13 protein-coding genes are annotated in these 13,719 nt (G+C 38.0%); 8 read left to right on the top strand and 5 right to left on the bottom strand.

Going from position 1 to position 13,719, the window contains the following annotated elements; all coding sequences use genetic code 11:
- Positions 1-37: 37 nt before the first annotated feature.
- Entirely contained in the window at positions 38-808 is a 771-nt protein-coding gene (locus JYB62_RS14475) for a S1/P1 nuclease (RefSeq protein ID WP_205646131.1), read from the top strand.
- A gap of 66 nt (positions 809-874) precedes the next feature.
- Here the strand turns inward: JYB62_RS14475 and JYB62_RS14470 are convergent, their stop codons facing one another.
- Together JYB62_RS14470 and JYB62_RS14465 are read right to left on the bottom strand one after the other, a co-directional pair.
- Positions 875-2,941: a protein-disulfide reductase DsbD family protein gene (locus tag JYB62_RS14470; protein WP_205646130.1), complete on the bottom strand. Its 2,067-nt coding sequence runs from the start codon at positions 2,939-2,941 to the stop codon at positions 875-877.
- A gap of 54 nt (positions 2,942-2,995) precedes the next feature.
- Positions 2,996-4,384 (bottom strand): dipeptidase, encoded by a 1,389-nt coding sequence (locus JYB62_RS14465; RefSeq protein WP_205646129.1) that lies wholly within the window; start codon positions 4,382-4,384, stop codon positions 2,996-2,998.
- A 104-nt stretch (positions 4,385-4,488) separates the two neighbouring features.
- On the opposite strand from JYB62_RS14465, the gene JYB62_RS14460 reads away from it, so the two are divergent.
- The 4 genes from JYB62_RS14460 (at position 4,489) to JYB62_RS14445 (ending at position 10,503) form a co-directional block, all read left to right on the top strand.
- Positions 4,489-5,505: an NADPH:quinone oxidoreductase family protein gene (locus JYB62_RS14460; RefSeq protein ID WP_205646128.1), complete on the top strand. Its 1,017-nt coding sequence runs from the start codon at positions 4,489-4,491 to the stop codon at positions 5,503-5,505.
- A 534-nt stretch (positions 5,506-6,039) separates the two neighbouring features.
- Positions 6,040-7,983, top strand: a complete 1,944-nt coding sequence (locus tag JYB62_RS14455; RefSeq protein WP_205646127.1) for a hypothetical protein — start codon at positions 6,040-6,042, stop codon at positions 7,981-7,983.
- A 4-nt stretch (positions 7,984-7,987) separates the two neighbouring features.
- Positions 7,988-9,031 (top strand): hypothetical protein, encoded by a 1,044-nt coding sequence (locus tag JYB62_RS14450; RefSeq protein ID WP_205646126.1) that lies wholly within the window; start codon positions 7,988-7,990, stop codon positions 9,029-9,031.
- 182 nt (positions 9,032-9,213) lie between these two features.
- Positions 9,214-10,503: a BamA/TamA family outer membrane protein gene (locus JYB62_RS14445; RefSeq protein ID WP_205646125.1), complete on the top strand. Its 1,290-nt coding sequence runs from the start codon at positions 9,214-9,216 to the stop codon at positions 10,501-10,503.
- Positions 10,504-10,612: 109 nt separating this feature from the next.
- On the opposite strand, the gene JYB62_RS14440 is transcribed toward JYB62_RS14445, so the two are convergent.
- The gene (locus JYB62_RS14440; RefSeq protein ID WP_205646648.1) at positions 10,613-10,906 is read right to left on the bottom strand and encodes an Ohr family peroxiredoxin; all 294 of its coding nucleotides are present in this window, start codon (positions 10,904-10,906) and stop codon (positions 10,613-10,615) included.
- Positions 10,907-11,070: 164 nt separating this feature from the next.
- On the opposite strand from JYB62_RS14440, the gene JYB62_RS14435 reads away from it, so the two are divergent.
- The 3 genes from JYB62_RS14435 (at position 11,071) to JYB62_RS14425 (ending at position 12,337) form a co-directional block, all read left to right on the top strand.
- Complete coding sequence (locus JYB62_RS14435; RefSeq protein WP_205646124.1) at positions 11,071-11,280, top strand: hypothetical protein; 210 nt, start codon at positions 11,071-11,073, stop codon at positions 11,278-11,280.
- A gap of 72 nt (positions 11,281-11,352) precedes the next feature.
- Positions 11,353-11,679, top strand: a complete 327-nt coding sequence (locus tag JYB62_RS14430) for a hypothetical protein (RefSeq protein ID WP_205646123.1) — start codon at positions 11,353-11,355, stop codon at positions 11,677-11,679.
- A gap of 271 nt (positions 11,680-11,950) precedes the next feature.
- The gene (locus JYB62_RS14425) at positions 11,951-12,337 is read left to right on the top strand and encodes a hypothetical protein (RefSeq protein WP_205646122.1); all 387 of its coding nucleotides are present in this window, start codon (positions 11,951-11,953) and stop codon (positions 12,335-12,337) included.
- 466 nt (positions 12,338-12,803) lie between these two features.
- Here JYB62_RS14425 and JYB62_RS14420 read toward each other — a convergent pair whose 3' ends face one another.
- Together JYB62_RS14420 and JYB62_RS14415 are read right to left on the bottom strand one after the other, a co-directional pair.
- Positions 12,804-13,244, bottom strand: a complete 441-nt coding sequence (locus tag JYB62_RS14420; RefSeq protein WP_205646121.1) for an organic hydroperoxide resistance protein — start codon at positions 13,242-13,244, stop codon at positions 12,804-12,806.
- Positions 13,241-13,681 carry a MarR family winged helix-turn-helix transcriptional regulator gene (locus JYB62_RS14415; protein ID WP_205646120.1) on the bottom strand — a complete coding sequence of 147 codons (441 nt, stop codon included), beginning with the start codon at positions 13,679-13,681 and terminating at the stop codon, positions 13,241-13,243. The genes JYB62_RS14420 and JYB62_RS14415 overlap by 4 nt, the downstream gene beginning before the upstream one ends.
- Positions 13,682-13,719 lie beyond the last annotated feature (38 nt).

Genomic DNA, 13,719 nt, shown 5'->3' with positions numbered 1-13,719 from the left:
TTATTTTCCCCTTAGATTTAGGACTAATTTTATTGTTATGAAATTCATCAAATCTATTGTATTGACATTGATCATGTCATTGATGGGGTCACAGGTTTTCGCCTGGGGACAACTTGGTCACTATTTGATCGGCTATATGGCCAATATGCAGTTGAAAAACTCTACTCGAAAGAAAGTAGAGCAGGTCCTCGGCCCCATGAGCTTGGGTAGAAGCGGTACTTGGATGGATGAAATCAAATCTGACAGATCCTACAACTATGCATATTCTTGGCATTACCTGACCAGCAAGTCTGGAGAGTATGATCCTGAACTTCAGGAAGAGGGTGGTGATGCCTATGAAGCAATTCTTAGATTGAAAAGTGAATTGATCGCTGGTAACTTGAGTCCTCAGGAAGAAGCGGAAAAGCTGAAAATGCTGATTCATATTGTTGAAGATATTCATCAACCTTTACATGTTGGTACTGGTGAAGATCGGGGAGGCAACGATGTCAAATTGGAGTATTTTTACCAACCAAGTAATTTGCATTCGGTATGGGATTCCGGAATGATTGACCGTTGGGCGATGTCTTACACAGAAATTGGAGATGAATTGAGCAGGAGGATTACAGCTGAGATGGAAAATCAATATAGAAAAGCTACCATTGATGATTGGTTGAAAGAAGCGGTAAGCTTAAGACCGATGGTTTATAATCTTCCAGAAAATAAAAAGATCTCCTACGAATATGGATATGAAACCAGAGATATTGTGGAGGAGCGATTAATAGCAGCGAGTGTACGATTAGCTCAGGTATTGGAGGAGATTTATTAAATACTCAAAAAGAGATTTCAAAAAAGCTTCTGGAATTAAAAGTTTCCAGAAGCTTTTTCATTTTAATTACTTTCTCTTTTCAAATTCTTTCTTTGCCCCATCCAGAAATTCCACAAAGTTGGAGATATCGGTATCATAAGAATGAGGTTTTGCTAAAAGTGCTCCATTGTGGTCCAAGATCACATAATAAGGTTGCGCATTATTATTAAACTCAGTGATCTGAAAATCCGCATTTTGCTTACCTAAAGTCTTTTTGACCTTTCCATCGTATTTAGAGGTATACCATTCACTTTCTGGAAGTTCCAGTCTCTCATCAATGTACAAAGCGGCCATGACAAAATCTTGTTGAAGTCGGGTTAGTACAGCAGGATCTACCCAAACATTTTCTTCCATCTTACGACAGTTGACACAGCCATGCCCAGTAAAGTCAATCAATAAGGGCTTCCCTGCTTTTTTGGCCGCTGCCATGGCTTGATCATAATCAAAGTAGCCATGGATACCGTAAGGGATTTCCAAAATATCAGAATAGAGGATTGTTTCGTCAGAAACGGGTCTTTCTGACTCTAATCCTGGCACTGAAGCTATGGAGAAGTTTTGAGTAGTCATTGGGGGAAGGTAACCGCTTAATAATTTCAGCGGAGCTCCAAATAAGCCAGGGATCATGTACACCACAAACATGAAGGTAATCAAAGCTAATAGTAGTCTTGGTACCCCAATAGTTTCCAATGGAGAATCATGTGGCAATCGGATTTTTCCTAGTAAGTAAAGTCCCATTGCCCCAAAGATGACAATCCAGATGATCAAGAATATATCACGATCCAAAATTCCCCAATGGTAAACCAGGTCTGCTATGGAAAGGAACTTGAAGGCCAAAGCCAACTCCAAAAATCCCAATACTACTTTCACTGAATTCAGCCAACCTCCGGATTTTGGTAGGGATTTCATCCACTCTGGAAATATGGCGAATAAGGTAAATGGAATTGCAAATGCCATTGAGAACGCAAACATTCCCAAAATCGGCTTGATAAGTTCTCCTCCAGCGGAGGAAATCAAAATGGATCCGACGATGGGTCCTGTACAGGAAAAGGAAACCAATACTAAGGTAAAGGCCATGAAGAATACTCCGGCCAGGCCTCCTTTTTCAGCTTTGGCATCTACTTTATTAACAAAACTGGATGGAAGATTTATTTCAAATAATCCTAAGAAAGCCAAGGCAAAGAAGATGAAAACCCCGAAAAAGAAGAGGTTGGGTACCCAGTGGGTTGCCAACCAATTTGCAAATTCCGGTCCTTGGATTGCGGCCACTGCCGTTCCGGCTACGGTATAAATTGCGATAATGGAAAGTCCATAAATAAAGGCCTGTCGGATTCCCGCTGCCTTGGATTTTGACCTTCCAGTAAAGAAGGTGACGGTCATGGGGATCATGGGAAACACGCAAGGCGTAAGCAATGCTGCCAAGCCTGCTAAGAATGCCAACACCATAAAACCTACTAAGGACTCACTTGAATCCGAAGTTTCTGTGGTAAATGTGGAGACTTGTTGCTCATCTGCATCTGTAGAGGGAGATTCAGATTCTACCACATCAAATGGGCTATCTAATTCGGCCTGTTCTTCACCTGCTGCATCGGAATTTACACTGCTACTTCCTGAGACTGCATTGAAGGAAATTTCAAAATCTTCTTCATAGTTGATACATTGGCCGGTGACATCTGAGCACATTTGGTATTCCAAATAGCCTTTAATGGTTCCAGATTCGGAATTCGCAATAAACTTTTGCTCAAACCTTCCTTTTCCCATGAAATACGTGACATCCCCTTTCCAGATAGGATCAAACTTTTCTTTAGGATTAATAGGCGTCAGAGAACCTGAGAGCGTATAATCTGCAGATTCTTCTAAAACGAGGGTGGTCAAATTGGGTCCTAAGTCTGGATCAAAATCATTGGAGTAAACATACCAGCCTATAGGTATCTGAGCTTCAAATACTAGCGTAGATTCCTCGCCCACAAGGGTTTTATTAGGCTCCAAACTAATACTCCAACTTGGGGGAGATACAATCTGAGCTTCCGAAAGGGAGCCTAGACTCAGGAATAAGATAATTGCTACAGCTACCTGAAGAAATCTGTTGATTTTCATGTATTCAAGGATGATTGTATTCGAAAGGAAATTGAAGTGCAATAAGTTCCTGAATTACTGACTACTTAAAGTTTTGAAATGTTTGAAGAAAGCCGCAATAGTTTCAATTCCAATAAAATAATTGGCAACCCCATAGTGTTCATTGGGTGAGTGTAATGCATCGGTATCCAAACCAAAACCAAATAAAATTGGATCGGTTTCCAGCTCTTTTTGAAACAATGCGACAATAGGGATAGAACCGCCTTCTCTAGTAGGAATAGGTCTTTTTCCAAAAGTCTCCTCCATGGCTTTTTCTGCTGCTTGGTATCCAATCGAGCTATCAGAAACCACAGCTGGAGACCCTCCATGATGTGGGATTACCTTGACAGTTACTGATTTTGGAGCGATAGACCTGAAATAGTTTTCGAAAAGCTCAGAGATTTCATGCCAATCTTGATCTGGAACCAATCGCATGGAAATCTTTGCAGAGGCTTTGGATGGCAACACGGTTTTTGCACCTTCTCCAATATATCCTCCCCAAATACCATTGACATCTAAAGTTGGTCTGATACCCACTCGTTCAATGGTTGTATATCCTTTTTCACCTTGAACGTCGGCTATTTTTAGTTTCTTCTTGTATTCATCGAGGTCAAAAGGAGCTTCATTAAGCCTGGCTCTTTGTTCTGCTGTTAAATCTGCAACTTTATCGTAAAATCCTGGAATGGTGATGTGATCATTTTCATCCTTCATGGAAGAAATCATATCGCATAGTACATTGATTGGGTTGGCTACTGCTCCACCATAGGTTCCAGAGTGTAAGTCCCTATTTGCTCCAGTCACTTCCACTTCCATATAAGCCATGCCACGAAGTCCTACCGTAATGGAAGGGTCTTTCATGCTGATCATATGAGTGTCTGAAATCAAAATGACATCAGCTTTTAATTTCTCTTTATTTTCAATAACAAATTTGTCCAGGTTATCCGATCCGACTTCTTCTTCTCCTTCAATCATAAACTTCACATTACATGGTAAATCTCCAGAAGCCATCATGGCTTCAAGAGCTTTTATATGCATGTAGAATTGTCCTTTATCATCGGCCGAACCCCTAGCAAAAATTGCTCCTTGTGGATGCTCTTCTGTCTTTTTGATAACTGGCTCAAATGGAGGAGAATCCCATAATTCGTATGGATCTGCAGGTTGAACATCATAATGCCCATAAACCAATACGGTAGGGAATTCCGGGTTTATGACCTTTTCTCCATAGACAATCGGATACCCTTTGGTCTCACATATTTCTGCAGTATCAGCTCCGGCTTTGATTAAGCTTTCCTTCACAAATTCAGCTGCGGCAAAAACATCATTTTTGAATTTAGGATCTGCACTGACGGATGGAATTCTCAATAAGTCTAATAGTTCATTTAAAAAACGGTCTTTATTATTCTGGATAAAATCTGAAACTGCCATAGAAGTTTATAATTGGGTTATACAAAGCTCAAAATTATCCTTTTAATGAGGAATTGCCTACTTTAAATACTACTTTTCTTCTTTATGAAATTCTATAAAAACGAATGAAAGCGATTCTTTGTGAGCAATTTGGAGGACCTGATCTTTTGAAATTAAGAGAAGTGCCAGACCCAATTGTTGGGGAAAACCAAGTTTTAATAGAGGTGGATGCATGTGGTGTGAATTTTCCAGATCTGCTGCTGATCCAAAATAAGTATCAGTTTAAGCCAGACTTGCCTTTTTCACCTGGAGGAGAAGTCGTTGGTAAAGTGATAGAAATCGGTAAAGATGTCACGCAATTCCAGGTTGGACAAACAATTCTTGCACTTTGCGGCTGGGGTGGATTTGCTGAGAAAGTGGTAGTGGATAGAGATCGCGTTTTCGCAATACCCTCGGGTTTATCTTCTGAGACGGCTGCTTCTACATTATATACTTATGCGACATCTTACCATGCCTTGAAGGATCGTGCAAAGTTATTATCGGGAGAAAGTCTTTTGGTATTGGGCGCAGCAGGAGGAGTGGGACTGGCTGCGGTGGAGTTGGGGAAACTAATGGGTGCCAGAGTAATTGCTGCTGCCTCGACAAATGAGAAGCTTGAGCTATGCCGCGAAAAGGGAGCTTCAGAAACGATTAAGTACACAAGCGAAGATCTAAAAACCCGAATCCTTGAGCTGACTGATGGGAGAGGAGTTGATGTAATTTATGATCCAGTTGGAGGTGATTTTATGGAAAAAGCTTTGAGGGGAATAGCATGGAAAGGACGTTATCTTGTCGTAGGGTTTGCCAATGGGGAAATCCCTAGAATTCCGATGAATCTTCCTTTATTAAAAGGGTGTTCAATTATAGGTGTGTTTTGGAGCCAATTTTCGAAACTTGAGCAAAAACAGAATTTTGAGAATATTTCTCAGTTGGTTCAATGGATAAAAGAGGGAAAAATTCAACAGCACATTAGTAGGAGGTATTCATTAAAAGAAGTACCGGAAGCTTTGCAGAATTTACTAGACCGAAAGATGCTGGGAAAGGGAGTGGTAATTATTGGGGGAAGAAAAAAGAACGTAATTCAGGGCTTTATTAGAGCGTAAAGAGTCATTAATTAAAAACATCTTTATGTTTTATTGGAATGGAGTCTTTTCTAAAATATTAATTTTAAAATTCTATAAACCATTGACAAACAATTTGATGTTGTCAAGCTATTTAGAATTAAAAATATATAACGGTTTTGAAATTAATATTGTATTCTAATTATTCCTTCTCTCAAGAAATAAGAAACAATGAATATAGAAACTCGGTTTTGATTAAATTCTTAAAAATCAAAGGATTTATATTTCATGAATAAACCCCCATTTTTTATGGCAAAAAACCTACTTTTCTACGACTTTAGTAGTAGGCCTCATCCTTGCTTATTTACTTAATTTTGCATATTAAATCAATAATTTTCCAAACCTAAATATCAGTTCCTTCATAGCAGAGAGTTCTTTTTATTGAAGCACTAGGATAGATTGGAAGAATTTAAAAATGAAAAGAAAGTAATTAGAATTATATTCAGTAATGTAGAATATCTTCTTTTTCTCATTAAGGTTTTGGTAGCTACCAATTGAAATGATGTCTTTATGAAAATGAAAAAAATATTAAGCTTTTTGCTAATTCTAGGGATGGTTTTCGCATGTGAACAACCTTTGGACCCCATAATTAAAGCTGTAGACCAAACCAATAATCTGCTTCAGTCCAACGTGTGGAAGTTAGAGGATTTTACTGTAAAAGTGAGGAGTTCAGATATCCCAGCACCAATTTTATTTGGATTGGGTGAAGATGTCATGAAATCTGGAATTTATGATTTAGATGACATGGTGTTTGATGCGTCGGATATGAGGGATTACTCGGTCATTTTTGATTCAGAGGGGAATTTGGTTACATCAAATGGGCCAATAGACGTATTGGGTGATAGTATTGCCTCCTATTTTGTATTTAACGATAGAACAGTTCAAATAAAAACGGAAAAAGTTAAATTAAATTATCGGTACTTATATAATGAGCCTGAAAACACGCTTTCGATGACGGTGACAGCTGATGATGCAAGTGCATTGATTCGGGATATCAACGATAAATTGGTCAGTGCCGTTGCTAACAGAACGCCAAATAAATTAGGAGATTTAGTTGCGGATTTACTTTTTAATAACCAGAAGATCCAAAAGCTGATCAATGACTTGGTTGTTTCGGCTTTGGCTGGGGAATTGGAATCAATCACTGATTTTGACCCTGAGGAAGCAGCCGAGCTTTTGGCTGGAAAGATAATTGATTCTTTGGGGGCTATTGACTGGGAAGGTAAATTAACAGATTTGATAAGACCGGAATTGGAAAAAATAACCAATATCGATCCGGACTTAGTGGCAAGTAAAATTGCCTCGGAAGTTGCTGAAGCCATTAATAAAGGCCTTTCTACAGAAAATATTTATAATTTGGTTCTGCCATTCTTGAATGAATTATCCACTAATCCTGACGAAAGTGCTAAGGCAATTTCTACTCTTGTTGTAAATGAATTTTTAAAGATTTTCAATGAAGAAAATGTCAAAGTACTTATCGCCGGAGCTTGGGAAAAATTCACGAAATTAGATGATGAACAAGTCAAGGTGATCTCAGATACGCTTACATCGATCGTAGAGAAAGTCTGGATTAATGAGGAAAATTTCAAAGAACTATTTCTTCCTTTTACCTCTAAAATAGAAAACACATCCATTCTTCAAATGGGCCAATTGGCAAAGGAGACAACAGCAGCTCTTGAGCAGCTCATTGGAAAAATCAATGAAGAGTTTCCGGATTTAAATCTTTCTCCAGACTATGAAAAAATAGAACAGCAAATCAAGGCTATTTTCATTGCAGCGAAGCCCGTTATAAGCCTAGCAGGTGGAGCAGAGAAAGCAGCTGCAGAAGTGGGAAAATTGGTGATTTCTGGATTTTTAAATACTGAAAATATCAATTCTGTATTTGTCTCTGCAATCAATGCATTACAACAGTTGGATCCAGAGCTTGTTGGATCGACTATTTCAGCTTGGTTAGTGAACTTGGTAGATAACGTGTCTCCGCAAATAATCGATTATTTGTCAAACCTTTTAAGCCCCATTTTGGACAATATTAATCCAGAGTTGGTATCCTTTAAAATCGCGCAGGCACTCAATAAATTTATTAAAGAAAATGTAACCGAAGAGTCAATTAAACTCTTAATACAACCTGCTATTGATTTCATTGCAAACATCAATGCCGAGGCATTAGCCAGATATATTGCCAAAGGCATTTTATCTCTTGATATAATAAAAGATACCATAAACGAAGAAAATATAACTGCAATTCTTCTTCCTGTTCTTCAATCAATCAATGCTATCGATGCAAAAGATCTTTCCCAAAAATTGATCAATGCGGTGGTAGCCAGTGGAATCTTCGAGGATGTAATCACTGAAAAGAGAGTATCTGCAATCATTGCTCTTTTGATCTATAATAATTTGTGGGAGCAAGTCCAGATTGCAAATAATTTTAAAGAAGCAACAATAGTACTAAGCCATAAATAGTCTTATGAAGAAGTTAACATTAGTAGTAGTTTTTATTTTGTTTGGGACATCAGCTTTTAGTCAAATTGGAAACTTGAGTTTGGATGAAGTTTATGAAAAATATAGAGATAGTATAAAAACTTCAAATTATCCTTGGCGATTCCCGGTGATGGGAGCAAAATTGAGGGAGTTGGGTTTTGATCTTCCTTATCCAAATGGGGTGTCGATATCTTATGGTTATTCCACACAGAACTTAATTCTGGATGATCTCAAAGTCGGTTTTGCCCCAGATAAGATGGTAAATGTGGATGGTCTCGCACGTTTTAGATCTATTGATGCCAGCGTAAATGCAATTGTAGCCCGGTATGATTTTTATGTTCTTCCTTTTATCAATTTTTTCGCTATAGCCGGTCATATAGAGTCTAAAACGAATGTGGATATGGGGCTTCCGTTTTCTTTACAATTTCAAACAGAAAATTCAGGAAACACTATTGGCTGGGGTACTGTAGCCGCAGGTGGTGTGGGACCTTTGGTAATGGCAGCTAACTATGTCCAAGCTTGGACTTTTGTCCCCAGTCTAGATAGACCATCAAAATCTACCGTTGTTGATGGAAGAGTTGGCTATATGCTTAGATTTAGAGGAAAGCCCCAACAGAATCTTGTGTTGCTGGTCGGAGCCCAATATATAGGTTTGAATCCTAAGAGCAATGGATCTGCCAATTTGGAAAAATTAGTTGGGATCACACCAGAGGGAAAATTAGAAGCTGCAGATAAATTGGACGAATGGTATGGTGATCTCGATGATCAACAAAGAGAGTTATATGAAGGTATTTATGATGGGTTCTCAAACTTTTTAAGGAGTGAAGATCCGCTTAGTATTTATTATGATTTTACAAAGAGATTGTATTATCCTGTTAGTATGACCGTTGGCGCTAACTATCAACTTAATCATCGTTTTCAATTTAATGCGATATACACCTTTTTGGGCAGTAGAGAGCAGATTGTAGCAGGCGTAGGTTATAGATTTGGATGGAAAGGTAAAAACTATCTCAGAGGGCTTACATTATAATCGAAACTACTCTTAATTCAACATCTTGGTTTCTTTATTTATCGCTTTGTAAAGTTAAAATTGACTTCTTCTATTTAGTTTAAAAAGCCATTTGCCTGAGTTTAAATTCCGGAACTTCACAAACGCAAGAAGCTTAGAGCCATTGGTTTCACGTTGGAACAAAGTCAAATAAAGGGTTATTTATGAATAAAATTGCTGACGGGAAAAGGGTTTTTAATGGCTTTATATTTGCTACTGGTATTTTTTTTATCCTAGGGTTCCTTGGGATTTCTCAGGAAGCAGAAGGCCGGCAGCTTTTTAAAAAAGACTCTACTAAAGCTCAAATCAAGCCTAGAAAGTTATATTTTATCCCCCTACCGGTGATATCCTATAACCCGGCTTTTGGGGCTATTTACGGTGTAGCTGCATCAACAAACATGCTGATTGGCGAATTAGAAGACACCAATCTTTCTTCTGGATTTTTTAATGCTACCTATTCTTCCAAAAAACAATTGGTTCTCAGTTTGAAGACAACCATCTATACGAATCACAACAACTGGATTTTATTGGGAGACTGGAGATTTTTGGACTCTTCTCAACCAACTTATGGATTAGGAACAGGCAAACAAAGTGAGATTTTTTTGAATGAGCCTGGAAACGGCTTCGAGCTGGGGGATTACAAGGATGGTGTTGATTTAGAAGAATTGATGAATTTTAATCTCCTACGAATCTCTCAGGTTGCCTTGAAGCGGATCAAAAACGAATTTTATTTAGGCTTTGGATACCATCTAGATCGATATTACAATATCGATGATACACTTTTGGACCTGGAGAGTGATCCAAAAAGGATTACCAACCATTTCGCGTATAATGTATTGCATGATTTTGAATTAGCGCAATACTCTATCACAGGCCCTAGTTTGAATTCAGTACTTGATACACGAGACAATGTGAACTTTCCCTATAAAGGAAGGTATGCCTTTGCCCAATACAGATTTCTTCCGAGTTGGTTAGGAAATCAGAAAAGTACTCATTCATGGTGGCTGGAATATCGACAATATTGGAATGTTTCCCAAAGAGTTAAAAGAAATACTATAGCACTTTGGGCTTTTGCCAATCTGACTGCTTTTGGCAAATTACCCTATATGGGATTACCCGCACTAGGCTGGGATCAACTGGGTAGATCAGGGCGTGCATATCCCCAAGGGAGATTCAGGGGGGAAAACCTTATTTATTCTGAATTAGAATATCGATTCAGAATTCCTTTATTTAATAAAAATCCGGATTTTTTGGGAGGAGCAGTTTTTGCCAATGCCACATCTGCCTCCTCAATTGACCAAAACGTAAAACTATTTCAAACCATCAAGGGTGGAGCTGGGGCAGGTCTAAGGTTCATGTTTCAAAAGGCAACTCGCTCCAATGTAACTCTAGATTATGGAATTGGGGCTGATGGCAAGGGGGCCATTTATTTTGGGTTGAATGAATATTTTTAGAATTCTTAATCAAGTGATTTCAAATTATACTCCATTAATTTAAGTATTATCCTCCAATAGATTTCGGTTGTAGTATTCACACTTTGGATGTTAGACCAAGTTTTAATTGCTAATCTATGGCCCTCACATTTACTTCAATATTTCCCCTGGTGGCTTTGGAAATCAAACAGATTTCATGTGCTTCATCTGCAAGTTTTTGAGCTTCCTCTAAAGAACTTGCATGTGGGATTTTTACAAAAATATCCACTGCAATACCATAATCTTCAGGACCAAAACTTCCTAAATGTACTTTGGCTGTAATTTCAGAATCACGCAAACTTACTTTCTGTGCAACTGAAGCCAGCGCCCCTCCAAAACAAGTAGAAAAGGCCGCAGCTAATAATTGTTCAGGATTACTACTAATTCAGCCTTCATGATTTATTCTAAGAAGAAATCTACCATGAAAAAAATATTTTTTACACTTTTTCTTTCTTGAATTCTAGGATTTGGGTTTGCCAAAGTTCCATTCCTTTAAATAGTAGCTATCTTAAAGCTCGTGGAATTTCACCTAAAATCCTGGATGCTGTCTTGAGTGCGACCCTGCAAGAGGGTGCCTATGTCCAAAACACAGTGGCCAAAAGGATGAAAAATGGACAAGCAGATCCTGTTCAATTTATTTTGAATTATGATCCAAACTTCAAGGAAGGATTAGATATCCAAATAGAATACAATCCGGACTCCCTTAGGATTATAAAGGAGAAAGAACTGGTCAAGGCTGTGAAGGAAATGCATTCTTAAATCCGCTTTTCCAAGTCCTATTTGTATGATGAAAGTACTTTGACCTTAGTCATTCAGGATGGATCTAATCTAGTGTTCTCCTTTCTTTATGATCCATCCAAATTAGAACCAGAATTGAAATTTGGGAAAAAAGTAAAGGGTTTAATTTATCTAGTTGGAGATGATTTGGAAAAGGTAGAATTAGTAAATACCGAGCCTCTGAAATTTATGGGTCAAAAAATTGAATGGGGTGTTTTCCAGTGCACGGTTTATTTTCAAAAAATCCCCGAAAACGGAGGCTATATAGTAAAGTCCTTGGATGAGAGGTATGAGTATCTATCTAAAAAAGAATCCATTACATCCGAAATTTCTAGAGAAAACACCTCCTATATGGACAAAAATGATCAAACAATGGGTTAAAGATAAGTTTTTTTGTGAGGCATGTTTTTAATCCAAAATCTTAAAAATGGTCTGTGCCATCCCTTTACCTTGGTTTCTGCGTCATCAGGCTGTGAGGTTTTGTCGAACTATTATATTATACTTCTACGGCCAAGAGTATTTTCTTAATCCGTAGAAGGTTTAGGATTACAATTTCCACTCTTGTCAAATAATCATTATTTCTTTAAAGGGCTGAATATCGGACAAAGTTGTTTATGTTCAATGATTTATTTATTATTCATTAAAAATTTCTATGTTAACGACAATATTACTTGCTTTTCAGTTTCTGATCGGAATTATCAAACGCCTGATCAAGGATCGGTACTACCGTTCTATCGGTTTGCTTAATTTATTGGTCCTGCTAGTTGGGACATTGTATACTTGGCTTGCTGGTGGTTGGCCGTTAAAGGAGTCTATCCTCTATTCAGTGACGACTATGTCAATGAATACTCCTTATTCAGGACCTTTGATTGAGGCATCCGGTGATGAGATGTTGTTTTTCCATTTGTTCTACACTTTCCTCAGTGTCGGGATATTCATAATCTTCACCATGGAGACAGGGAAGACTATACACATTACTTATGAGGAAGCGGTAAAAAAAATGGCCCAACGCAGAGCCAAGAAAAATGCAGGGAAATAGGATGAGGAATTATTGGCCAGTAAAATGATAAAGAATGCTTTCTATGAAGCTAAGGTATGTTTATTAAATAGGTTGGTTTACCAATAAGCTGAAGCTTGAGGCAAGAAACATGTTCAATTTCACTTTTCTCCTGGAGTGATATTCTAAAGTGGCTAAAAGATCGCTTTAATGTGGCATTCACTTAGACCTAAATTGATGATAACCACATAAACTGAAAAATCTGCGCTTGAAATTAAAATCAAGTCTTATTTATAGGCTTCGAATATCTGTCAATTTAAATGAATTTGAATTTTGTAAATCTTCATAAGGTGTTTTTTAGCCCTTCTCTTGGTTAAGATTACCTAGATTAATTTTTTCCAATCACTAAATCATCCAATATGAAGCTTGCAAATCACCTTTTTGAAGAAGGAAAGATTTCCCCTTATTGATTTACCTTTTTTATTATTTATTCTGAAAAAGTCAGGCGTCAATTTTGACGCCTGACTTTTTCAACAGCTTTTACTCTCACCACCATATTCCCTCTAGTAGCCTTGGAATAAGGGCAAACTTGGTGGGCTGCTTCGACTAACTTTTGTGCTTCTTCAAGAGATTCAGCATGTGGGATTTTTACCTCGATGTCCACTTCAAGTCCGTAGCTGTCTGGGCCATAATGACCAAGATGGACTAGTGCTTTGATTTCTGAATCTCTCAAGCTGGTTTTTTTGGCAACTGCTCCCAAAGCTCCTCCAAAACATGCAGCATAGGCTGCTGCAAAAAGCTGCTCAGGATTGGTCTTTTCACCATCTCCTCCAATTTCTTTGGGCATAGAGACTTCCATGTCAATTTTTCCATCGTCAGTTCTGACGTGGCCTTTTCTCCCTCCTGTATTAAAAGCCACAGCAGTATAATCAACCTTTAATTTTTTCATTCCTTTTTAGAATTTTTTAGAGTTTCTACGCTTTCTAACAAGTTTTGTAGGGAATGGTTTAAATCGTATAATTCCAAACCTGGAATTTCGTTTAGAATTTCCTCTAAAGGCAGAAGGGCTTGCTGGACTTTCGATTGAAGTGACTTGCCAGGGTAGGTCAACTCAATATGAACAGTTCGTTCATCATTTTCTCCTCGTTGTCGCTTGACGTAATTCATTGCTTCCAATTTTTTTAACAATGGAGTCAGCGTTCCAGAGTCTAAGTGAAGTCTTTCTCCTATTTCTTTTACCAAAATGCTATCCTCTTCCCACAGTACTGTCATAGTTACATACTGAGGATAGGTTAGATTAAATTCTTTTAGGGTGTTTTGAAGAAGTTGAATCAGTAACCTTGAAGTACTATAAAGTGCTAGAGAGAGTTGATGAAGGGAGACCATTTTCTATAAATTAAGTTTTATACAATTTAACTGCATAA

Source organism: Algoriphagus lutimaris (genome assembly GCF_017051705.1).
Classification (GTDB): Bacteria; Bacteroidota; Bacteroidia; order Cytophagales; family Cyclobacteriaceae; genus Algoriphagus; species Algoriphagus lutimaris.
This window is presented reverse-complemented; position numbering and strand designations above follow the sequence as displayed.